Origin of the sequence: Streptomyces sp. PKU-EA00015 (assembly GCF_013387495.1) — a bacterium.
Classification (GTDB): Bacteria; Actinomycetota; Actinomycetes; order Streptomycetales; family Streptomycetaceae; genus Streptomyces.
Genome location: NZ_JABZEE010000007.1, coordinates 87,938 through 110,484, shown reverse-complemented (window position 1 = coordinate 110,484; position 22,547 = coordinate 87,938). Strand labels below are relative to the sequence as shown.

Sequence of the window (22,547 nt, the reverse complement as noted above, 5' to 3'; positions counted from 1 at the left end):
CCCCGTACGGAATCCGGAGCCCCCACATGAACCTCTCCGTTCCCAGACGCACGCTCGCGGCCACCGCCTTCGCCCTCGCCGGGCTGCTCACGGCCGGCGCGCCGGCGGCCACCGCCGCACCCAGTGCGCCGAGCGCCCCGGCGGCCGCGCTCGCCGCACCCGACATACCCCTCGCAGGCGTCAAGGCGCACCTCACCGAGTTCCAGTCCATCGCCACCGCCAACGGCGGCAACCGAGCGCACGGCAGGCCCGGCTACAAGGCGTCCGTCGACTACGTGAAGGCGAAGCTGGACGCGGCCGGATTCACCACATCCGTCCAGCAGTTCACGTACAACGGCACGACCGGCTACAACCTGATCGCCGACTGGCCGGGCGGCGACCTCAACCGGACCGTCATGGCCGGCGCCCACCTCGACTCGGTCTCCTCCGGCGCCGGCATCAACGACAACGGCTCGGGTTCGGCCGCCGTACTCGAGACCGCGCTCGCCGTCTCCCGCGCGCAGCTGAAGCCCACGAAGCACCTGCGCTTCGGCTGGTGGGGCGCGGAGGAGCTGGGCCTGGTCGGCTCGCGGCAGTACGTGAACAGCCTGCCGACGACGGAGCGTTCGAAGATCTCCGGCTACCTGAACTTCGACATGATCGGCTCGCCGAACCCCGGCTACTTCGTCTACGACGACGACCCGGCGATCGAGCAGACCTTCAAGGACTACTTCGCCGCGCTCGGCGTCCCGACGGAGATCGAGACCGAGGGCGACGGCCGCTCGGACCACGCGTCGTTCAAAAACGTCGGCATACCCGTCGGCGGCCTGTTCACCGGTGCCAGCCGCACCAAGACGAGCGCGCAGGCGCAGAAGTGGGGCGGCACGGCCGGTCAGGCCTTCGACCGCTGCTACCACTCCTCGTGCGACACGACGTCCAACATCAACGACACCGCGCTGGACCGCAACAGCGACGCCGTCGCCCATGCGATCTGGGCCCTGTCGGCCGGCACCACCGTCCCGCCCGGCGACTTCTTCGAGAACGCCGCCGACGTCGCCGTCCCGGACGCCGGAGCGGCCGTCACCTCGACCGTGACCGTCTCGGGGCGCACGGGCAACGCCCCGGCCGCCCTGAAGGTGGGGGTGGACATCAAGCACACCTGGCGGGGCGACCTGGTGATCGACCTCGTCGCGCCGGACGGGACCGCGTACCGGCTGAAGAACTCCAGCAGCAGCGATTCGGCGGACAACGTCATCACGACGTACACGGTGGACGCCTCGACCGAGGCGGCCAACGGCGCCTGGAAGCTGCGGGTGCAGGACGTGGCCCGGTACGACACCGGCTACATCGACAGCTGGAGGCTCACCTTCTGACGGCTCCGGCCCCGGCGAGGCCGGAAGGCCACCGCCGGGGCCCCGCGACCGGAGTTCGTCCGGCGCCTCGTCCCATGAGCGCGCCCCGCCGTACGGGGAGTACGGCGGGGCGGCGGGCCGGATACCGCGGCGGGCCCGGCGCGGCCCGGGCCGGCCGTGCCCGCTACTTGTCCTGGTTGGCCGCCTCGACCAGGGCGTCCTTCGTCACGGCGCCGACGTAGACCGTGCCGTCCTCCGTCATCAGGGCGTTGACCAGGCGCGTCGAGAAGACCGTGCCCTTGCCGAACGCGCCGGTGACCTTATCACCGAAGGCGTCCAGGAACTGCTGGGCCTCGGCCGGGACGTCGCCCTTCTCCGGAGCCTCGGCGCCCGCTCCGCCGGGCGCCTCGATCCGGGCGATGGACGTCCAGCCCTCGCCGATGACGTCCGGTCCGGCGAAGTCCGCCAGGCCGCCCTCGAACTCCTCGCGGGCGGGCTTCTCCCCCTCCAGCTCCCCCTCCAACCTGTCGGCCTCCGTCACCTTCGCCCCCTTGGGCGGGGTGAAGTCGAAGGCCGAGGCGGCCGGCCGGGAGAAGTCGACCTTGGTGAAGCCCGCGTCGACGACGGCCTTGCCGCCGCTGCTCGGCGTGAGCGTGAACTTCAGCGGGGTGCCGGTCTCCGCGTCCACCGCGATGGTGACCGAACCGACCGTCGAGCCCTTCTGCTCGGGCTTGACGACCAGCTTGTACGCGTCCCGGCCGGCCACCTTGGCCGTGCCGCCGACGGTGATCGACGTCGTGCCCTCGGAGGCCTTCAGCACCTCGTCCGCGAGCTCCTTCGGCGTGGCCGGCAGGTCCTCCCCCCGCTTCTCGGGGCCGTCCTCGCCCATGCCGTCCTCCTCGGCGTGGAAGACCTCGTTCGAGGCGCTGTCGTAGCCCCACATCTCGTCGCCGTTGTGGATCAGGCTGTACTCGGCCGAGTCCCGCAGGACCGTGATCTTCTGGCGGTCGGGCCCGTCGGCCGCGATCCGCAGCGTGTGCGTGCCCGAGGCGAGCTCGGTCAACTGGGCCTGCGGGTCGGCGGAGGAGCCCTCGGCGCCCTCGCCACCCGCCCCCGCGAGCGAGCCGGCCAGACCGTCGAGCGCGGGCAGTCCCAGGTCGGTGGTGATCTTGACGGTGCCGGAGAGCTGCTCGGTGTCGGACGCGGCGATCTTCTCGATCAGCTGCTGTGCGGTGATCTTCGGCAGATCGGGGTCACCCGAGGCGGCGAGCGCCGGGACGAGCCCGATCGTCCCCGCCGCGACCCCGGCCACCGCGAGGGGGACGAGATAGCGGGGGGCCTTGCGGCGCCCCGCCGCGAGGCCGTCGGCCGCCTCGGTGGAGTGTGCGCTGTCGTTCGGTGCCATGGTGTGCCCTACCTCCGTGGTTGGTCAGGGGTGGTGTTCACCATCTGACCAAAACGGCCGCGGGGAAGCGTCAGCCCGCGGGCGCAAACCCGCGTACCCCTCTGGGATGACAACGGCCGCCCTCAAGTCCCCCGCCCCGTAGGGGGCGAGCAGGTCCCGGGGCTCAGCCCGCGCGGTGGACCACCGCGTCGCACAGCTCCTCCAGCGCCGCCTTCGCGAAGCAGTCGGGCAGCGGGGCGAGCATCGCCCGCGCCTCCTCCGCGTAGCGGACGGAGTCCCGCCGGGCCTGCTCCAGCGCCGGGTGCTCGCGCAGCCGGCGCAGCGCCTCGGCGTGCCGCTCGTCGTCGCTGAGGTCGCCGTCGAGCAGGGCGACGAGCTCCAGGTCCTCGGGGCGGCCGTGCGCCTCGGCCGCGGCGCGCAGGTGCAGCACCGGCAGCGTCGGGATGCCCTCGCGCAGGTCGGTACCCGGCGACTTGCCGGACTCGTGCGCGTCGGAGGCGATGTCGAGGACGTCGTCGGCGAGCTGGAAGGCGACGCCGAGCCGCTCCCCGTACTGCGTGAGGACGTCGACGACCCGCTCATCGGCGCCGGACATCATCGCGCCGAAGCGGCAGGACACGGCGACCAGTGAACCCGTCTTGCCGGCCAGCACGTCGAGGTAGTGCTCCACCGGGTCGCGGCCGTCGCGCGGGCCCGCCGTCTCCAGGATCTGTCCGGTGACCAGCCGCTCGAACGCCTCCGCCTGGATGCGTACGGCCTCCGGGCCGAGGTCGGCCAGGGTGTGCGAGGCGCGGGCGAACAGGAAGTCGCCGGTCAGGACGGCCACGGAGTTGCCCCAGCGGGTGTTCGCGCTGGGCACGCCCCGCCGCACGTCCGCCTCGTCCATCACGTCGTCGTGGTACAGCGTCGCGAGATGGGTGAGCTCGACGACGACGGCCGAGGGCACGACGCCCGGCGCGTGCGGGTCGCCGAACTGGGCGGCCAGCATCACGAGCAGCGGGCGGAAACGCTTCCCACCAGCCCGGACGAGGTGCTGTGCGGCCTCCGTGATGAACGGGACCTCGCTCTTGGTGGCGTCGAGCAGGCCCGCCTCGACAGCCGACAATCCGGTCTGGACATCGGCCTCAAGAGCCTGGTCCCGCACGCTCAGCCCGAACGGCCCGACGACGGTCACGAGGGGGTCTCCTGTCTGCTGACGATCACACGGATTGTCGATGTGTCGCTGGATTCACTCAAGTCAGCGTATCCGGTCGCCTTTCGATCACCATGAGCGCCTTCCCGCCACCCCCGGTATGTTCGTGATCAGCCGCAATGACCTGGAACAGGGGCTTTCGCCCCTACCCGTGATGGTCCCCGCCGCCCCTCGGCGAGGCCCTGCCGCCGAGGTACAGCCATGCGTATCCGCAGAGACTTTCCGTACGAGACGGCTCACGAGGACCTGCGCGTCCGCCTGCCCGACGGCATCGCCCTGTACGCGCGCCTGTGGCGGCCGGTGACGGACGAGCCCGTGCCCGCCCTGCTCGAGTACGCGCCGGACCGGCTCACCGACGCGACGGCGGTCCGCGACGGGGAGCGCCACCCCTGGTACGCGGGCCACGGCTACGCCTGCGTCCGCGTCGACGTGCGCGGGCACGGCAACAGCGAGGGTGTGCCCGGCCCGGAGGGCGGTGCGGCCGAGCTCGCGGACGGCGTCGCGGTGATCGAGTGGCTGGCACGGCAGCCGTGGAGCACCGGCCGGGTCGGCATGATCGGCATCGGAGCGGCCGGCCGGAGCGCGCTGCAGATCGCGGCGCTCGCGCCGCAGCCGCTGCGGGCCGTGGTCGCGGTGGGCGCGAGTGACGACCCGTACGACACCGACGGGCCCTATCTCGGCGGATCGGTCACCGGCGAGTCGCTGCACTCCCGGGCCGCCGCCCGGCTCGCGCACGCCGCCCGGCCGCCGGACCCGCTGCACACGGGGGACGCCTGGCGCGCGATGTGGCTGCGGCGGCTGGAAGCCGTCGAGCCCGGCGTACCCGCGTGGCTGGCGCACCCGCTGCGCGACGAGTTCTGGCGGAGCGCCGGGATCAGCGACGACACGGACGCGGTGCGGGCGGCCGTCCTCGCGGTGAGCGGCCTGCACGACCCCGCCCGCGACGCCGTGCTGCGGCTCGTGGAGCGGCTGCCGGCGGAGCGGGTGCGCGGACTGATCGGGCCGTGGCCGCGCCAGTACCCGGACCGGGACCCCGAACGGGGGATCGGCTTCCTCCAGGAGACGCTGCGCTGGTGGGACCAGTGGCTGAAGGACCGGGACACGGGTGTGCTGTCCGAGCCGCTGCTGCGCTGCCGGCTCGGGCCGTCCGCGCCCGGGCCCGGCCGCTGGACCGGCGAGGACGCCTGGCCGTCGCCGCACGTCACCGTCGTCCCCTACGCGCTCGGCACCGCCCCGGGCGCCCCCGTACCCGTGACTTCCCCGCAGTACACCGGGACGGACGCGGGCCGGACGCGCCCCGTGGGCCACGCCGCCGACCTGCCGCCGGACCAGCGGGAGGAGGACGCACGGTCGGTCTGCTTCGAGTTCCCCGTCGGCACGGCGCCGGTCGTCGTCCTCGGACGGCCCCGGGTGACCCTGCGGCTGCGCCTGGACGCGCCGCACGGACAGGCGGTGGCCCGGCTCTGCGACGTCGCACCGGACGGCGCGTCCACGCTCGTCACGCGCGGCGCCCTCGACCTCGCCGCGCGTGCGGGCCGGGAGCGGGCGCTCGCCTGGACGCCGGGCACGACGGAGGACGTGTCGTTCGACCTGTCCCTGGCCGGGCACACCTTCGCGCCGGGCCACCGCGTCCGGCTCGCGGTCTCCTCCGCGTACTGGCCCTGGCTGTGGCCGCATCCGGACACGGCGGGCTTCACCCTGGACCCGGCGGGCTCGCGGCTCGACCTGCCGGTCCGCGAACCGGCCGGCCCCGGCGGCGTGTTCACGGAACCCGAGCGCTCCGAGCCGCCGGCCGTCGCGGTCCCCCAGACCCTCGACGGGGACCGCCCCCGCCTGCTGCTGACGCGTGACGTGGCGGACGGCCTGTGGACCCTGGACACGACGCCCCACCGAGGGGGCACGCATGTCCACCCGGACGGACTGGAGCACACCGAGGAGGCCCGCGAGACGTACACGATCCGGCAGGACGATCCGCTCTCCGCGCAGGCCCGCACCACCTGGACGATCCGCCTCCACCGGCCGGAACTCGGCTGGGACGTCCGCGTCGAGACCCGCTCCGCCCTCACCTGCGACGCGACCGGCTTCCTCGCCTCGGACGAGATGGTGTGCCGCGACGGCGACGAGATCGTGTTCCACCGCACCTGGGAGAAGCGCCTGCCCCGCACGGCGCACTGACGGGACGACGGCCCACGCCGGAGCACTCTCCGTGTGATCCATTGGGCCCTGCCGCGGCAGACGGGCGGGCACGTAACGTGTCACCCACACCCGTGGAAAGCGAGGCAGGCACCGATGTCCGAGCAGAGCCCGCTCGATCTGGCCGAGGGCGACCCCTTCGGCCCGCACAACCTTCCGTACGGCGTCTTCACCACGGCCGACGAGCCGGAGCGCCGCAGGCTCGGCGTCCGGATCGGCGGCCATGTGCTCGACGTCGGAGCCGCCGCCCTCGCGCTCGGTTCCCCGTACGCCGGAGTGCTGGCGCAGCCCGGCCTCAACCCGCTGCTCGCCGCCGGGCGCACGGCCTGGCGCGACGTGCGGCGCGCCCTGACCGCCTGGGTCACGGTGCCCGCGCACCGGCCCGACGTGGAGCCGCTGCTGCACCCGCTCGACGCGGTGACGATGCACCTGCCCTACGAGGTCGCGGACTACGTGGACTTCTACGCGAGCGAGCACCACGCCACCAACGTCGGAAAGATCTTCCGGCCCGACGGCGACGCGCTCACCCCCAACTGGAAGCACCTGCCGATCGGTTACCACGGCCGGTCGGGCACGGTCGTCGTGTCCGGTACGGACGTCGTCCGGCCGTCCGGGCAGCGCAAGGCGCCCGCCGACCCGGCCCCCGTCTTCGGCCCGTCCGTGAAGCTCGACATCGAGGCCGAGGTCGGCTTCCTCGTCGGCACCCCGTCCGAGCGGGGCAGGCCCGTCCCGCTGGCGGACTTCCGCGAGCACGTCTTCGGGCTCTTCCTGCTCAACGACTGGTCGGCGCGCGACATCCAGGCGTGGGAGTACGTGCCGCTCGGCCCGTTCCTCGGCAAGTCCTTCGCCACCTCGGTGGCGGCCTGGGTCACCCCGCTGGAGGCGCTGGAGGCCGCCCGGACCGCCCCGCCCGCACGGGACCTCCCTCTGCAGTCCTATCTCGACGACGCGGCCGAGGAGGAGCCCGGCGGCTTCGACCTGCGCATCTCGGTCGCGCTCAACGGGCATGTGGTGGCCGAGCCGCCGTTCGCCACGATGTACTGGACGGCCGCGCAGCAGCTCGCGCACATGACGGTCAACGGCGCATCGCTGCGCACGGGCGACCTGTTCGGCTCGGGCACGGTCAGCGGTCCCGAGGTGAACCAGCGCGGTTCCCTTCTCGAACTCACCTGGAACGGCCGCGACGCCCTCGAACTGCCCGACGGCAAGCGCACGTTCCTGGAGGACGGCGACGAGGTGACGCTCACCGCCTGGGCCCCCGGCCCCGACGGCGTCCGCGTCGGCCTCGGCGAGGTCACGGGCCGCATCGTGCCCTCCGCCTGACCGGTCGGCACGGGCCCCGCCGCCGCTCCTCGGCGGCGGGATCCCGGGCGGCCGAGGGCCCAGCCGTCAGAACTCCCCGAGCCTGACCACGACCATGAACGAGCCGCCGGCCAGCATGAACAGCGCGAACGCCGCCTTCCACGGGCGGCGCCGGCGCACCAGGTCCCGGCCCGCGCCCGCGATCGCGAAGACCGCGCCGATCACGCCCAGGGCGCCCACGACCGCAGCGGTCCAGTAGGCCCAGGGGTGCTCACCGAGCAGGCGCAGCAGGAGCAGGGCGGGCCCCATGAACCCGAGTGGCCACATGTGGTCACCGCCGGCCTCCTCCGCCGCTCGGTGCCGGATCTGCTGCTCGGTCATGTCTCCCCCGTGGTCGTCGGCCGTTCGCCCGCCCCCGGTAGGACGACCCGCAGCACCGCCGGGTTGCCCGGACGGTACGCGGACACGCCGAGGGCCCGGTCTCTCCTCGGGGAGAGACCGGGCCCTCGGTCGTGCCACGGCTAGCGCACGAACACGCTCGCCTGACCGGCCAGATCCAGGAAGTACTGCGGCGCGAGGCCGAGCGCCAGCGTGACCGCCACGCCGACGCCGATCGTCGTGATCGTCAGCGGGGACGGCACGGCGACCGTCGGGCCCTCCGGCTTCGGCTCGCTGAAGAACATGAGCACGATGACCCGGATGTAGAAGAACGCCGCGATCGCCGACGAGATCACACCCACCACGACCAGCGCTCCCGCGCCGCCCTCCGCCGCCGCCTTGAACACCGCGAACTTGCCGGAGAACCCGGACGTCAGCGGGATACCGGCGAAGGCGAGGAGGAACACCGCGAAGACCCCGGCCACGAGCGGCGAACGCCGCCCGAGACCGGCCCACTTGGACAGGTGCGTCGCCTCGCCGCCCGCGTCGCGGACCAGCGTGACGACCGCGAACGCGCCGATCGTCACGAAGGAGTACGCGAGCAGGTAGAAGAGGACCGACGAGATGCCCTCGGGCGTCGTGGCGATCACACCGGCGAGGATGAAGCCGGCGTGGGCGATCGACGAGTACGCCAGGAGCCGCTTGATGTCGGTCTGGGTGATCGCGACGATCGCGCCGCCGAGCATCGTGACGATGGCGACCGCCCACATGACCGGACGCCAGTCCCAGGTCAGGCCCGGCAGCACCACGTACAGCAGCCGCAGGAGCGCGCCGAAGGCGGCGACCTTGGTGGCCGCGGCCATGAAGCCGGTCACCGGGGTCGGCGCGCCCTGATAGACGTCGGGCGTCCACATGTGGAACGGCACCGCGCCGACCTTGAACAGCAGGCCCATGAGGATCATCGCGCCGCCGATCAGCAGCAGCGCGTCGTTGCCCATCGTGTCGGCGAGCGCCGGGTCGATGGTGCGGACGCTGCCGTCGACGACCTCGGCGATACGGGCGTAGGACACCGAGCCCGCGTAGCCGTAGAGGAGCGCGATGCCGAAGAGCAGGAACGCGGAGGAGAACGCGCCCAGCAGGAAGTACTTCACGGCCGCTTCCTGCGACATGAGCCGCTTGCGGCGGGCCAGCGCGCACAGGAGGTACAGCGGGAGGGAGAAGACCTCCAGGGCGATGAACAGCGTCAGCAGGTCGTTGGCGGCCGGGAAGACCAGCATGCCGGTGATCGCGAACAGGACGATCGGGAACACCTCGGTGGTGGTGAACCCCGCCTTCACCGCGGCCTTCTCGTGGTCGCCGCCCGGGACCGCGGCGGCCTCGGCGGCGAACGAGTCGACGCGCTTGCCGTGCGCAGCAGGGTCGAGGCGGCGCTCGGCGAACGTGAACACGGCGACCAGCGACGCCAGCAGGATCGTGCCCTGCAGGAAGAGCGCCGGCCCGTCGACCGCGATCGCGCCCATGGCGGCGATGTGCGCCTTGGTGGTGCCGTACCCGCCGGCGGCGAGCCCGACGACCGCCGCGAACGAGGCCGCGAGCGCGACGACGGTCAGGAACACCTGGGTGTGGTACCGGGCCCTGCGCGGGACGAAGGCCTCCACGAGCACCCCCAGCACGGCCGCGCCGACGACGATCAGCACGGGTGCCAGCTGGGCGTACTCGATGTGGGGCGCGGGGATCTTGCCGAGCGGCTCGACCTCCGCAGCCGTCGTCCACAGGCTGTGGACAGCTGTAGCGCTCACTTGGCCGCCTCCACATCGGGCCGGGGGTCCTGCTTCTGTACGTCGGACATCGTGTGCTCCACGGCCGGGTTGACGATGTCCGTCAGCGGCTTCGGGAACACGCCGAGGAAGAGCAGCAGCGCGATCAGCGGTGCGACCACCGCCAGTTCACGTGCCTTGAGGTCGGGCATCGCGCTGACCTCCGCCTTCACCGGGCCGGTCATCGTGCGCTGGTAGAGCACGAGGGTGTAGAGCGCGGCGAGCACGATGCCGAAGGTCGCGATGATGCCGGCCACGGGATAGGCGGCGAACGTGCCGACCAGGACCAGGAACTCGCTGACGAACGGCGCGAGTCCGGGCAGTGACAAGGTGGCGAGGCCGCCGATCAGGAACGTGCCCGCGAGCACCGGGGCGACCTTCTGCACACCGCCGTAGTCGGCGATGAGCCGCGAGCCGCGCCGCGAGATCAGGAAGCCGGCCACCAGCATCAGCGCGGCGGTCGAGATGCCGTGGTTGACCATGTACAGCGTCGCGCCCGACTGGCCCTGGCTGGTCATCGCGAAGATGCCCAGGATGATGAAGCCGAAGTGCGAGATCGAGGCGTACGCGACCAGGCGCTTGATGTCCCGCTGGCCCACGGCGAGCAGGGCGCCGTAGACGATGCTGATCAGCGCCAGCGTGATGACGACCGGCGTCGCCCACTTCGACGCCCCCGGGAAGAGCTGGAGGCAGAAGCGCAGCATCGCGAAGGTGCCGACCTTGTCGACGACCGCCGTGATCAGCACGGCGACCGGGGCGGTCGCCTCGCCCATCGCGTTCGGCAGCCAGGTGTGCAGGGGCCACAGCGGGGCCTTCACCGCGAAGGCGAAGAAGAAGCCGAGGAACAGCAGCCGCTCGGTGGTGGCAGCCATCTCCAGTTGGCCGCTCGCCCTGGCCTCGGCGATCTCGGAGAGCGAGAAGCTGCCCGCGACGACGTACAGGCCGATGACGGCGGCCAGCATGATCAGTCCGCCGACCAGGTTGTACAGCAGGAACTTCACGGCCGCGTACGACCGCTGGGCCGCCGCGTTCTCGTCCGTGCCCGCGTGGGCGCGGTCGCCGAAGCCGCCGATGAGGAAGTACATCGGGATGAGCATGGCTTCGAACAGGATGTAGAAGAGGAAGACGTCGGTGGCCTCGAAGGAGAGGATCACCATCGCCTCGACCATCAGGATCAGCGCGAAGAAACCCTGAGTGGGCCGCCACCGCTTGCTGCCGGTCTCCTGCGGATCGGCGTCGTTCCAGCCGGCGAGGATCACGAACGGGATCAGCAGGGCGGTCAGCGCGATCAGCGCGACACCGATGCCGTCCACGCCCAGCTCGTAGCGGACGCCGAAGTCCTTGATCCAGGCGTGTGATTCGACGAGCTGGTAGCGATCGCCGCCGGGCTCGAACCGGACGAGCACGATCGCCGCGAGCACCAGGGTGCCCAAGGAGACGAGCAGGGCCAGCCACTTGGCGGCCGTCCGGCGCACGGCGGGCACGGCCGCCGTGGCGATCGCACCGAGCGCCGGGAGCACGGCCGTTGCCGTCAGCAGAGGAAAGCCTGCGTTCACTACTTCGGACATACCGATCAGACCGCCCTCATCAGCAGGGTCGCGGCGATCAGGATCGCCGTACCGCCGAACATCGAGACCGCGTAGCTGCGGGCGTAGCCGTTCTGCAGCTTGCGCAGCCGGCCGGAGAGGCCGCCGAACGTGGCCGCCGTGCCGTTGACCACGCCGTCGACCAGCGTGTGGTCGACGTAGACCAGCGAACGTGTGAGGTGCTCACCGCCTCGGACCAGGACCACATGGTTGAAGTCGTCCTGGAGCAGGTCGCGGCGGGCGGCGCGGGTGAGCAGTGAGCCGCGCGGCGCCGTGACGGGCACCGGGCGGCGCCCGTACATCAGGTACGCGAGCCCCGCGCCGAGCAGCAGCACGACGACCGTCGAGGTCGTGATCGCCGGGACGCCGATGACGGGGTGCGGGTGCTCGAACTGCGTGACCGGCTCCAGCCAGTGGACGAAGGACTCGTTCAGGCTGAACAGACCGCCCGCGAAGACCGACCCGAAGGCGAGCACGATCATCGGGATCGTCATCGACTTGGGCGACTCGTGCGGGTGCGGCATCTCACCGGGGTGCACCTCGACACCGGGCTCGACGCTGGGCGCCGTGTCCGGGTCGGGCGCGGGCTGCCAGCGCTTCTCGCCGAAGAACGTCATGATCATCACGCGGGTCATGTAGAACGCGGTGATGCCGGCGCCCAGCAGGGCCACGCCGCCGAAGATCCAGCCGCGGATGCCGTCGTCGTACGCGAAGGCCGCCTCGATGATCTTGTCCTTGGACCAGAAGCCGGACAGGCCCGGGAAGCCGATGATCGCCAGGTAGCCGAGGCCGAAGGTGACGAAGGTGACCGGCATGTACTTCCGCAGGCCGCCGTACTTGCGCATGTCGACCTCGTCGTTCATGCCGTGCATGACCGAGCCCGCGCCGAGGAACAGCCCGGCCTTGAAGAAGCCGTGCGTCACCAGGTGCATGATCGCGAAGGCGTATCCGATGGGACCGAGACCGGCCGCCAGGATCATGTAGCCGATCTGCGACATGGTCGAACCGGCCAGCGCCTTCTTGATGTCGTCCTTGGCGCAACCGACGATCGCACCGAACAGGAGCGTGACCGCACCGACGACGACGACCGCCAGCTGGGCGTCCGGCGCGGCGTTGAAGATCGCGCCGGAGCGGACGATCAGGTAGACGCCGGCGGTGACCATGGTGGCCGCGTGGATCAGGGCCGAGACCGGGGTCGGGCCCTCCATCGCGTCCCCGAGCCAGGACTGCAGCGGCACCTGGGCCGACTTGCCGCACGCGGCGAGCAGCAGCATCAGGCCGATGGCCGTCAGCATGCCCTCGGACGTCTCACCCGTGGACTCCAGCACCGGCCCGAAGGCGAAGGTGCCGAAGGTGGTGAACATCAGCATGATCGCGATCGACAGGCCCATGTCGCCCACGCGGTTGACCAGGAAGGCCTTCTTCGCCGCGGTGGCCGCACTGGGCTTGTGCTGCCAGAAGCCGATGAGCAGGTACGAGGCGAGACCGACACCCTCCCAGCCGACGTACAGCAGCAGGTAGTTGTCGGCGAGCACCAGCAGCAGCATGGCCGCGAGGAACAGGTTCAGGTAGCCGAAGAAGCGGCGGCGCCGCTCGTCGTGCTCCATGTACCCGACGGAGTAGAGGTGGATCAGCGTGCCGACGCCCGTGATCAGCAGGACGAACGTCATCGACAGCTGGTCGAGCCGGAAGGCGATGTCCGCCTGGAACCCCTCGACGGGGATCCAGCTGAACAGCGTGCTGTGCAGGGCGCGTTCCTCCGCGTCCTTGCCGAGCATGTCGGCGAAGAGCACGGCGCCGATGACGAAGGACGCGGCCGCGAGCAGGGTGCCCAGCCAGTGGCCGGTGCGGTCGAGCCGGCGGCCGCCGCAGAGCAGCACCGCCGCTCCGAGCAGGGGCGCCGCGACGAGCAGCGCAATCAGGTTCTCCACGATTCGTCCGTCCCCTTACAGCTTCATCAGGCTGGCGTCGTCGACCGAGGCCGAGTGGCGGGAACGGAACAGCGACACGATGATCGCGAGTCCGACCACGACCTCCGCGGCGGCGACCACCATCGTGAAGAACGCGATGATCTGGCCGTCGAGATTGCCGTGCATCCGGGAGAACGCGACGAGCGCGAGGTTGCACGCGTTGAGCATCAGCTCCACGCACATGAACACCACGATCGCGTTCCGCCGGATCAGCACACCGGCCGCACCGATGGTGAACAACAGGGCGGCGAGATAGAGGTAGTTGACCGGATTCACCGCTTGGCCTCCTGTCCGTCCCGGTCGTGCTCGTCCCGGCCGCGTCCGAGGCGCTCCTCGGAGCGCTTCTCGATCGCCTTGAGGTCCTCCAGCGCGTCGGCCGACACGTCACGGATCTGGCCGCGGTCCCGCAGGGTCCGGTTGACGGTGAGCTCGGACGGGGTGCCGTCCGGCAGCAGTCCGGCGACGTCCACGGCGTTGTGCCGGGCGTAGACACCGGGCGCGGGGAGCGGCGGCAGGTGCTTGCCTTCGCGTACGCGCTGCTCGGACAGCTCCCGCTGGGTCCTGGCCCGCTCGGTGCGCTCGCGGTGCGTGAGCACCATCGCGCCGACCGCGGCCGTGATCAGCAGGGCGCCGGTGATCTCGAAGGCGAAGACGTACTTGGTGAAGAGCAGCCGGGCGAGGCCCTCGACGTTGCCGCCGTTCGCGCTGTTGGCGACGCCCAGCCCGTTGAAGTTCTTCAGCGAGGCGTTGCCGATACCGGCGATCAGCAGGATGCCGAAGCCGAGCCCGCAGGCGGCGGCCAGCCAGCGCTGCCCCTTCAGCGTCTCCTTCAGCGAGTCGGCTGCGGTGACGCCGACCAGCATGACGACGAAGAGGAACAGCATCATGATCGCGCCGGTGTAGACGATGATCTGCACGACGCCGAGGAAGTACGCGCCGTTGGCGAGGTAGAAGACCGCCAGGACGATCATGGTCCCGGCGAGGCTGAGCGCGCTGTGCACGGCCCGCTTCATCAGGATCGTGCCGAGCGCCCCGACGACCGCGATGGTGCCGAGCACCCAGAACTGGACGGCCTCGCCCGTGGAGGTGGCGGAGGCGGCGAGCAGGTTCATGCCCCGATCACCTTCTTCGAGGCCGGTTCGCCCTCGCCGAACGTCGACTCGGCCTCCTGGACGGTCTCGCCCTCGGAGTGGGCCACCTGCTGGACGGTGCCGGGCGCGGCCTCCGTGACCAGCCCCCGGTAGTAGTCCTGTTCGTCCATGCCGGGATAGATGACGTGCGGGCTGTCGACCATGCCCTCCTCCAGACCGGCGAGCAGCTGCTCCTTGGTGTAGATCAGGTTCGCCCGGCTGCTGTCTGCCAGCTCGAACTCGTTGGTCATCGTCAGCGCGCGGGTGGGACACGCCTCGATGCACAGTCCGCAGAAAATGCAGCGGGCGTAGTTGATCTGGTAGACGCGGCCGTACCGCTCGCCCGGGGAGTAGCGCTCCTCGTCGGTGTTGTCCGCGCCCTCCACATAGATGGCGTCGGCCGGACAGGCCCAGGCGCACAGCTCGCACCCGACGCACTTCTCCAGCCCGTCCGGATGGCGGTTGAGCTGGTGCCTGCCGTGGAAGCGCGGCGCCGTGACCTTCTGCTGCTCCGGATACTGCTCGGTCAGCCGCTTCTTGAACATGGCCTTGAAGGTCACGCCGAAGCCGGCGACCGGATTCTGGAACGTGCTCTCGGATTCCTCAGACACCGTCAGCCTCCTTTCCGTCCCGAGGACCATCACTGTCGGTATGCGATCCGCCGCTGGCGATCAGTTCGCGGTCGCGGCGCGGGCGCCTGCGCGGCACCGGCGGCAACTCCTGGCCGGGCAGCGGCGGTACGGGGAATCCGCCCGCCATAGGGTCGAACGGGCCGTGCGCCGCGGCCCTGTCCGCCTCGGCCTCCTTCTCCTTCTTGCCGCGGAAGACGTCGGCGACGAAGGACAGGAGCAGGACCGCGATCACGGCCCCGGCGACGTACAGCACGATCTGCTGGAAGTCGTAGTTCTCGTTCCGCAGCGCCCGCACGGTCGCGACCAGCATCAGCCAGACGACGGAGACCGGGATCAGAACCTTCCAGCCGAGCTTCATCAGCTGGTCGTAGCGCACGCGGGGCAGCGTGCCGCGCAGCCAGATGAAGAAGAACAGCAGCAGCTGGACCTTGAGGACGAACCAGAGCATCGGCCACCAGCCGTGGTTCGCGCCCTCCCAGAAGGCGGAGATCGGGTACGGCGCCCGCCAGCCGCCCAGGAACAGGGTGACCGACACGGCCGAGACGGTGACCATGTTGACGTACTCGGCCAGCATGAACATCGCGAACTTGATGGAGCTGTACTCGGTGTTGAAGCCGCCGACGAGGTCGCCCTCGGACTCCGGCATGTCGAACGGCGCCCGGTTGGTCTCCCCGACCATCGTGACGACGTAGATGATGAAGGAGACCGGCAGCAGCAGGATGTACCAGCGGTCCGCCTGCGCCTCCACGATCGCCGACGTCGACATCGACCCGGAGTAGAGGAAGACGGAGGCGAACGCCGCGCCCATCGCGATCTCGTACGAGATCATCTGCGCGCACGAGCGCAGACCGCCGAGCAGCGGGTACGTCGAGCCGGACGACCAGCCCGCGAGCACGATGCCGTAGATGCCGACCGAGGCGACCGCGAGGATGTAGAGCATCGCGATCGGCAGGTCGGTCAGCTGCATCGTGGTGCGGTGGCCGAAGATCGAGATCTCGTTGCCGGCGGGGCCGAACGGGATCACGGCGATCGCCATGAAGGCCGGGATCGCGGCGACGATCGGGGCAAGGATGTAGACCACCTTGTCCGCGCGCTTGACGATCACGTCTTCCTTGAGCATCAGCTTGACGCCGTCGGCGAGCGACTGGAGGAGTCCCCAGGGACCGTGCCGGTTGGGGCCGATGCGCAGCTGCATCCAGGCGACGACCTTGCGCTCCCACACGATGGAGAAGAGCACCGTCACCATCAGGAAGGCGAAGCAGAACACGGCTTTGACGACGACGAGCCACCAGGGGTCGCGCCCGAACATCGACAGGTCCTCGAGAGCCAGGACGCTGCGCTGTGCTTCGGCGACATGAGCCAGCGTGGTCATGCGTGCACCTCCGTTGCGGGGGTGGCCGGGGCTGCGCCCGGCAGGCCGACGAGGGTCAGGGACCTGGACGGCCGCACGGCGTCGCGCAGGCGCGCGGCCGTCGGCCGGCGGGTGACTCGAGCGGTCATGACTGCACCTCCGGTGTCGCCTCGACGGCACCCGTCACGGCCGCGATACGGACCAGTTCGCCCGGACGGGCACCGGTGTCCGCCATCACGCCGCCGCCGGCCGAGTTCATGGGCAGCCACACCACGCGGTCGGGCATCTCGCTCACCAGGAGCGGCAGCCGCACCGATCCGGCCGGGCCGAAGACCTGCAGTTCGTCGCCGTCCTTGACGCCGGTCTCGGCCGCGGTCGCCGCCGACAGCCGGGCCACGGCGGCGTGCCGGGTCACGGCCAGCGCCTCGTCGCCCTGCTGGAGCACGCCCTGGTCGAGCAGGAGCCGGTGACCGGCGAGGACGGCCTCGCCCGCGTCCGGCCGCGGCAGCGGCCTCGCCGACTCGGCGGGTTCGCCGGCGCGGGGACCGTCCCAGCGGCCGAGCCGGTCCATCTCGGCGCGTACGGACGTCAGGTCCGGGAGGCCGAAGGGGATGTCGAGCGCGTCCGCGAGCATGTGCAGCACCCGCGCGTCGGTCGGCGGGAGGGGCCGGGTCATCTGCTCGGGCTTGAGCGCGGCCTCGAACATCCGCACCCTGCCCTCCCAGTTGAGGAAGGTGCCGGGCTTCTCCGCGACGGCCGCGACCGGGAAGACGACGTCCGCCCGGTCGGTGACCTCGTTGGGCCGCAGCTCCAGCGAGACGAGGAAGCCGACGGCGTCGAGCGCCTCCCGCGCGCGGGCCACGTCGGGCAGGTCGGCGACCTCGACACCGGCGACGACCATCGCGGCCAGTTCGCCCGTGGCCGCGGCCTCGACGATCTGGCCGGTGTCCCGGCCGTAGCGGTGCGGGAGTTCGCGTACGCGCCAGACCTCGGCGGTCTCCTCGCGGGCCCGCGGGTCGGTGGCCGGGCGGCCGCCCGGCAGCAGCGACGGCAGTGCGCCCGCCTCGATCGCGCCGCGGTCACCGGCCCGGCGCGGGATCCACACCAGGCAGGCACCGGTGGCGGTCGCCGTGCGCAGGGCGGCGGTGAGGCCGCCGGGCACGGCCGCGAACCGCTCGCCCACCACGATCACCGCGCCCTCGGCGCGCAGCGCCTCGGCCGCCTTCGCGCCGTCCCCGTCCAGGCCGGTGCCACAGGCGAGGGCGTCCAGCCACTCGGTCTCGGTGCCGGGCGCGGCGGGCAGCAGCGTGCCGCCCGCCTTGGTCAGGCCCCGCGTGGCGTGCGTGGCCAGGGAGAAGGTGCGCTGGCCGTGCTTGCGGTGGGCCTTGCGCAGCCGCAGGAAGACACCGGGCGCCTCCTCCTCCGACTCGAACCCGGCGAGCAGCACCGCCGGCGCCTTCTCCAGCGAGGTGTAGGTGACTCCGGTGCCGGACAGGTCCCGGCCCTGCCCGGCGACCGCTGCCGCCAGGAAGTCGGCCTCCTCGGCGGAGTGGACCCGCGCGCGGAAGTCGATGTCGTTGGTGCCCAGGGCGACCCGCGCGAACTTGGCGTACGCGTAGGAGTCCTCGACGGTCAGCCGGCCGCCGGTGAGCACGCCGGCCCGGCCGCGTGCGGCACGCAGTCCCTCCGCCGCCGCCTCCAGCGCCTCGGGCCAGCTCGCCGGCTCCAGCTCACCGGTGTCCTTGCTGCGCACCAGCGGGGTGGTGAGGCGGTCGCGCTGCTGGGCGTAGCGGAAGGCGAACCGCCCCTTGTCGCACAGCCACTCCTCGTTGACCTCCGGGTCCTCGGCGGCCAGACGGCGCATGACCTTGCCGCGCCGGTGGTCGGTGCGGGTGGCGCAGCCGCCCGCACAGTGCTCGCACACGCTCGGCGAGGAGACCAGATCGAAGGGGCGGGAGCGGAAGCGGTACGCGGCCGAGGTGAGCGCGCCCACCGGGCAGATCTGGATGGTGTTGCCGGAGAAGTACGACTCGAACGGGTCGCCCTCGCCGGTGCCGACCTGCTGGAGCGCGCCCCGCTCGATCAGCTCGATCATCGGGTCGCCCGCGACCTGGTTGGAGAAGCGGGTGCAACGCGCGCACAGCACGCAGCGCTCGCGGTCGAGGAGCACCTGCGCCGAGATGGGCACCGGCTTCTGGTAGGTGCGCTTCCTCCCCTCGAAGCGGGACTCCGCCTGCCCGTGCGAGACCGCCTGGTTCTGCAGGGGGCACTCGCCGCCCTTGTCGCAGACCGGGCAGTCCAGCGGGTGGTTGATCAGCAGCAGCTCCATCACGCCCTTCTGCGCCTTCTCGGCGACGGGCGAGGTGAGCTGCGTCCTGACGACCATGCCGTCGGTGCAGGTGATGGTGCAGGAGGCCATCGGCTTGCGCTGGCCCTCGACCTCGACGATGCACTGGCGGCAGGCGCCGGCGGGGTCGAGGAGCGGGTGGTCGCAGAAGCGGGGGATCTCGATGCCGAGGAGTTCGGCGGCACGGATCACCAGCGTCCCCTTGGGGACGGAGAGCTCGACGCCGTCGATGGTCAGCGAGACGAGGTCCTGCGGCGGCTGGGCGGCCGCTCCGCCGGCGGAGGCGGAGGACGTGGTGACGGTCATGCGTCCACCTCCGGGTGGGACGAGTCGAAGCCGCGGCCGGTGCCGGGCGCGTGCGCCGGACTCATGCGGACACCTCCGTGATGTGTCGGTCGGCCCAGGCCGTGGACTTGGCCGGGTCGAAGGGGCAGCCCCGGCCCGTGATGTGCTGCTCGTACTCGTCGCGGAAGTACTTGAGCGAGGAGAAGATCGGGGACGCGGCGCCGTCGCCGAGCGCGCAGAACGACTTGCCGTTGATGTTGTCGGCGATGTCGTTCAGCTTGTCGAGGTCGGCAAGGGTGCCGGCCCCGTTCTCGATGTCCCGGAGCAACTGGACGAGCCAGTAGGTGCCTTCGCGGCACGGTGTGCACTTGCCGCACGACTCGTGGGCGTAGAACTCGGTCCACCGCGTCACGGCCCGCACGACGCAGGTGGTCTCGTCGAAGCACTGGAGCGCCTTGGTGCCGAGCATCGACCCGGCGGCGCCCACACCCTCGTAGTCCAGCGGGACGTCGAGGTGTTCGTCGGTGAACATCGGGGTCGAGGAGCCGCCCGGCGTCCAGAACTTGAGCCGGTGGCCCGGCCGCATGCCGCCGCTCATGTCGAGCAGCTGGCGCAGCGTGATGCCGAGCGGGGCCTCGTACTGGCCGGGGCTCGCGACATGGCCGCTGAGCGAGTACAGCGTGAAGCCCGGGGACTTCTCGCTGCCCATCGACTTGAACCAGTCCTTGCCCTTGTTGAGGATCGCGGGAACGGAGGCGATGGACTCGACGTTGTTCACCACAGTGGGGCACGCGTACAGACCGGCGACCGCGGGGAAGGGGGGCCTGAGCCGGGGCTGGCCGCGGCGGCCTTCCAGGGAGTCCAGCAGCGCGGTCTCCTCACCGCAGATGTACGCGCCGGCGCCGGCGTGCACGGTGACCTCGAGGTCGAGTCCGCTGCCCAGGATGTTCTTGCCGAGGAAGCCCGCTTCGTACGCCTCGCGGACGGCCTCGTGCAGCCGCCGCAGCACGGGGACGACCTCGCCGCGCAGGTAGACGAAGGCGTGCTGGGACCGGATCGCGTAGCAGGCGATCACGATGCCCTCGATCAGGGAGTGCGGGTTGGCGAAGAGGAGCGGGATGTCCTTGCAGGTGCCCGGCTCCGACTCGTCGGCGTTGACCACGAGGTAGTGGGGCTTTCCGTCGCCCTGCGGGATGAACTGCCACTTCATCCCGGTGGGGAAGCCCGCGCCGCCGCGGCCGCGCAGGCCCGAGTCCTTGACGTAGGCGATGAGGTCGTCGGGCGACATCGCCAGCGCCTTGCGCAGGCCCTCGTATCCCTCGTGCCTGCGGTAGGTCTCCAGGGTCCAGGACTCCGGCTCGTCCCAGAAGGCGGAGAGCACCGGGGCCAGCAGCTTCTCCGGGCTCGCCTCGCCGCCGGCCTCCGGCCGGGAGCTGCCCCCGTATTCGGTGGACACGGTCATCACTCCCCCTCCTCGCCGACAGGTCCGGCCGAGTGCTCCGGGTCGGATGCCGATGTCTGCTGCGGTGCATCATGAGAGCTGAGGTGCTCGGAGCCGGGCTGCGGCCGCTCCTGGGGCGCCTCGCCCCGCGGGTGGACCACGCGCGTCGCCGGGGCGGCCTCGCCCCTGGCCAGGCGGAGCCCGATCAGGGACGCGGGCCCCGCGCCGCCGCCCGCCTCGACCGCGCCGGGGCGCTCGTCGGGGAAGCCGGCCAGGATGCGGGCGGTCTCCTTGTAGGTGCACAGGGGCGCGCCGCGGGTGGGCGTGACCTGCCGGCCCGCCCGCAGGTCGTCGACGAGCCGCTTCGCGGAGTCGGGCGTCTGGTTGTCGAAGAACTCCCAGTTGACCATCACGACGGGCGCGAAGTCGCAGGCCGCGTTGCACTCGATGTGCTCGAGGGTGACCTTGCCGTCCTCGGTCGTCTCGTTGTTGCCGACGCCGAGGTGCTCCTTGAGCTCCTCGAAGATCGCGTCGCCGCCCATCACCGCGCACAGGGTGTTGGTGCAGACGCCCACCTGGTAGTCGCCCGACGGCTTGCGCCGGTACATGGTGTAGAAGGTCGCGACCGCGGTGACCTCCGCGGTGGTGAGGCCGAGCACGTCCGCGCAGAACCGCATGCCCGTGCGGGTCACATGGCCCTCCTCCGACTGCACGAGGTGCAGCAGCGGGAGCAGCGCGGAGCGCGAGTCCGGGTAGCGGGCGATGACCTCTTTCGCGTCCGCCTCGAGCCGGGCGCGCACATCGGCCGGGTAGTCGGGCGCGGGCAGTTGCGGCATGCCCAGCGATACGTCCGTCATCGGTCGACGCCTCCCATCACGGGGTCGATGGACGCGACGGCGACGATGACGTCGGCGACCTGGCCGCCTTCGCACATGGCCGCCATGGCCTGCAGGTTGGTGAAGGACGGGTCGCGGAAGTGGACCCGGAAGGGACGGGTGCCTCCGTCGGAGACGACATGGACGCCCAGTTCGCCCTTGGGCGACTCGACGGCGGCGTAGACCTGCCCGGCCGGGACGCGGAAGCCCTCGGTCACCAGCTTGAAGTGGTGGATCAGAGCCTCCATGGAAGTGCCCATGATGTTCCTGATGTGGTCGAGGGAGTTGCCGAGTCCGTCCGGGCCCAGGGCGAGCTGCGCGGGCCAGGCGATCTTCTTGTCGGCGACCATGACCGGCCCGGGCTCGAGGCGGTCCAGGCACTGCTCGACGATCCGCAGCGACTGGCGCATCTCCTCGAGACGGATCAGGAAGCGGCCGTAGGCGTCACAGGTGTCGGCGGTCGGCACGTCGAAGTCGTACGTCTCGTAGCCGCAGTACGGGTCGGTCTTGCGCAGGTCGTGGGCGAGGCCCGCGGCGCGCAGGATCGGTCCTGTGGCGCCGAGCGCCATGCAGCCCGTGAGATCGAGGTACCCGATGTCCTGCATCCGGGCCTTGAAGATCGGATTGCCGGTGGCGAGCTTGTCGTACTCCGGCAGGTTCTTCTTCATCGTCTTCACGAACTCGCGCATCTGGTCCACCGCGCCGGGCGGCAGGTCCTGGGCGAGCCCGCCGGGCCGGATGTACGCGTGGTTCATGCGCAGGCCGGTGATCAGCTCGTAGATGTCGAGGATGAGTTCACGGTCACGGAAGCCGTAGATCATGATCGTCGTGGCGCCGAGTTCCATGCCGCCGGTGGCGATGGCGACCAGGTGCGAGGAGAGCCGGTTGAGCTCCATCAGCAGCACGCGGATGATCGTCGCCCGGTAGGGGATCCTGTCGTCGATGCCGAGCAGCCGCTCCACGCCCAGGCAGTACGCCGTCTCGTTGAAGAACGGCGTCAGGTAATCCATGCGCGTGACGAACGTGGTGCCCTGCGTCCACGTCCGGTACTCGAGGTTCTTCTCGATACCGGTGTGCAGGTAGCCGATGCCGCAGCGGGCCTCGGTGACGGTCTCGCCGTCGATCTCCAGGATCAGGCGCAGCACGCCGTGCGTGGAGGGGTGCTGCGGACCCATGTTGACCACGATGCGCTGGTCGTCGGCCTTGGCCGCGGACTGGACGAGCTCGTCCCAGTCGCCGCCGGTGACCGTGTACACGGTCCCCTCGGTGGTCTCGCGGGGGGAAGCGGTGGTCATTGGAGCCTCCCGAGGGG

Annotated in this window: 18 protein-coding genes; 3 read left to right on the top strand and 15 right to left on the bottom strand. The window is 71.2% G+C overall.

Annotated elements, in window-relative coordinates; all coding sequences use genetic code 11:
• Positions 1-26 precede the first annotated feature (26 nt).
• Entirely contained in the window at positions 27-1,352 is a 1,326-nt protein-coding gene (locus HW130_RS06915; protein ID WP_177148539.1) for a M28 family peptidase, read from the top strand.
• 163 nt (positions 1,353-1,515) lie between these two features.
• Here the strand turns inward: HW130_RS06915 and HW130_RS06910 are convergent, their stop codons facing one another.
• A complete protein-coding gene (locus HW130_RS06910) occupies positions 1,516-2,736 on the bottom strand; it encodes an outer membrane lipoprotein carrier protein LolA (RefSeq protein ID WP_177148538.1) in 1,221 nt (406 codons plus the stop codon).
• Positions 2,737-2,899: 163 nt separating this feature from the next.
• Positions 2,900-3,910, bottom strand: a complete 1,011-nt coding sequence (locus HW130_RS06905; RefSeq protein WP_177148537.1) for a polyprenyl synthetase family protein — start codon at positions 3,908-3,910, stop codon at positions 2,900-2,902.
• Between the two features lie 219 nt (positions 3,911-4,129).
• Between HW130_RS06905 and HW130_RS06900 the strand changes: the two genes are divergently transcribed.
• Positions 4,130-6,103, top strand: a complete 1,974-nt coding sequence (locus HW130_RS06900; RefSeq protein WP_177148536.1) for a CocE/NonD family hydrolase — start codon at positions 4,130-4,132, stop codon at positions 6,101-6,103.
• 114 nt (positions 6,104-6,217) lie between these two features.
• Entirely contained in the window at positions 6,218-7,444 is a 1,227-nt protein-coding gene (gene fahA / locus HW130_RS06895; protein ID WP_177148535.1) for a fumarylacetoacetase, read from the top strand.
• A gap of 66 nt (positions 7,445-7,510) precedes the next feature.
• Here fahA and HW130_RS06890 read toward each other — a convergent pair whose 3' ends face one another.
• From HW130_RS06890 to HW130_RS06835, 13 genes are all read right to left on the bottom strand, one after another.
• On the bottom strand, positions 7,511-7,804 hold the full coding sequence (locus HW130_RS06890) for a hypothetical protein (protein WP_177148534.1): 294 nt from the start codon (positions 7,802-7,804) through the stop codon (positions 7,511-7,513).
• Positions 7,805-7,944: 140 nt separating this feature from the next.
• Positions 7,945-9,600 carry an NADH-quinone oxidoreductase subunit NuoN gene (nuoN, locus tag HW130_RS06885; RefSeq protein ID WP_177148533.1) on the bottom strand — a complete coding sequence of 552 codons (1,656 nt, stop codon included), beginning with the start codon at positions 9,598-9,600 and terminating at the stop codon, positions 7,945-7,947.
• Positions 9,597-11,186, bottom strand: coding sequence for an NADH-quinone oxidoreductase subunit M (locus tag HW130_RS06880; RefSeq protein ID WP_177148532.1), 1,590 nt, complete (start codon positions 11,184-11,186; stop codon positions 9,597-9,599). The genes nuoN and HW130_RS06880 overlap by 4 nt, the downstream gene beginning before the upstream one ends.
• 5 nt (positions 11,187-11,191) lie before the next feature.
• Positions 11,192-13,135 carry an NADH-quinone oxidoreductase subunit L gene (gene nuoL / locus HW130_RS06875; protein WP_177148531.1) on the bottom strand — a complete coding sequence of 648 codons (1,944 nt, stop codon included), beginning with the start codon at positions 13,133-13,135 and terminating at the stop codon, positions 11,192-11,194.
• A 15-nt stretch (positions 13,136-13,150) separates the two neighbouring features.
• Positions 13,151-13,450, bottom strand: coding sequence for an NADH-quinone oxidoreductase subunit NuoK (nuoK, locus tag HW130_RS06870; protein WP_064070011.1), 300 nt, complete (start codon positions 13,448-13,450; stop codon positions 13,151-13,153).
• Complete coding sequence (locus tag HW130_RS06865; RefSeq protein WP_177148530.1) at positions 13,447-14,286, bottom strand: NADH-quinone oxidoreductase subunit J; 840 nt, start codon at positions 14,284-14,286, stop codon at positions 13,447-13,449. The genes nuoK and HW130_RS06865 overlap by 4 nt, the downstream gene beginning before the upstream one ends.
• Entirely contained in the window at positions 14,283-14,945 is a 663-nt protein-coding gene (gene nuoI, locus HW130_RS06860; protein WP_218183207.1) for an NADH-quinone oxidoreductase subunit NuoI, read from the bottom strand. The genes HW130_RS06865 and nuoI overlap by 4 nt, the downstream gene beginning before the upstream one ends.
• Positions 14,908-16,308 (bottom strand): NADH-quinone oxidoreductase subunit NuoH, encoded by a 1,401-nt coding sequence (gene nuoH / locus HW130_RS06855; RefSeq protein WP_177148528.1) that lies wholly within the window; start codon positions 16,306-16,308, stop codon positions 14,908-14,910. The genes nuoI and nuoH overlap by 38 nt, the downstream gene beginning before the upstream one ends.
• Complete coding sequence (locus tag HW130_RS35725) at positions 16,305-16,436, bottom strand: hypothetical protein (protein WP_256355931.1); 132 nt, start codon at positions 16,434-16,436, stop codon at positions 16,305-16,307. Before HW130_RS35725 ends, nuoH begins: the two co-directional genes overlap by 4 nt.
• Entirely contained in the window at positions 16,433-18,940 is a 2,508-nt protein-coding gene (locus tag HW130_RS06850) for an NADH-quinone oxidoreductase subunit G (RefSeq protein ID WP_177148527.1), read from the bottom strand. Before HW130_RS06850 ends, HW130_RS35725 begins: the two co-directional genes overlap by 4 nt.
• 61 nt (positions 18,941-19,001) lie before the next feature.
• Entirely contained in the window at positions 19,002-20,381 is a 1,380-nt protein-coding gene (gene nuoF / locus HW130_RS06845; protein WP_177148526.1) for an NADH-quinone oxidoreductase subunit NuoF, read from the bottom strand.
• The gene (gene nuoE, locus HW130_RS06840) at positions 20,381-21,217 is read right to left on the bottom strand and encodes an NADH-quinone oxidoreductase subunit NuoE (protein WP_256355930.1); all 837 of its coding nucleotides are present in this window, start codon (positions 21,215-21,217) and stop codon (positions 20,381-20,383) included. The genes nuoF and nuoE overlap by 1 nt, the downstream gene beginning before the upstream one ends.
• Entirely contained in the window at positions 21,214-22,530 is a 1,317-nt protein-coding gene (locus HW130_RS06835) for an NADH-quinone oxidoreductase subunit D (RefSeq protein WP_177148525.1), read from the bottom strand. Before HW130_RS06835 ends, nuoE begins: the two co-directional genes overlap by 4 nt.
• Positions 22,531-22,547 lie beyond the last annotated feature (17 nt).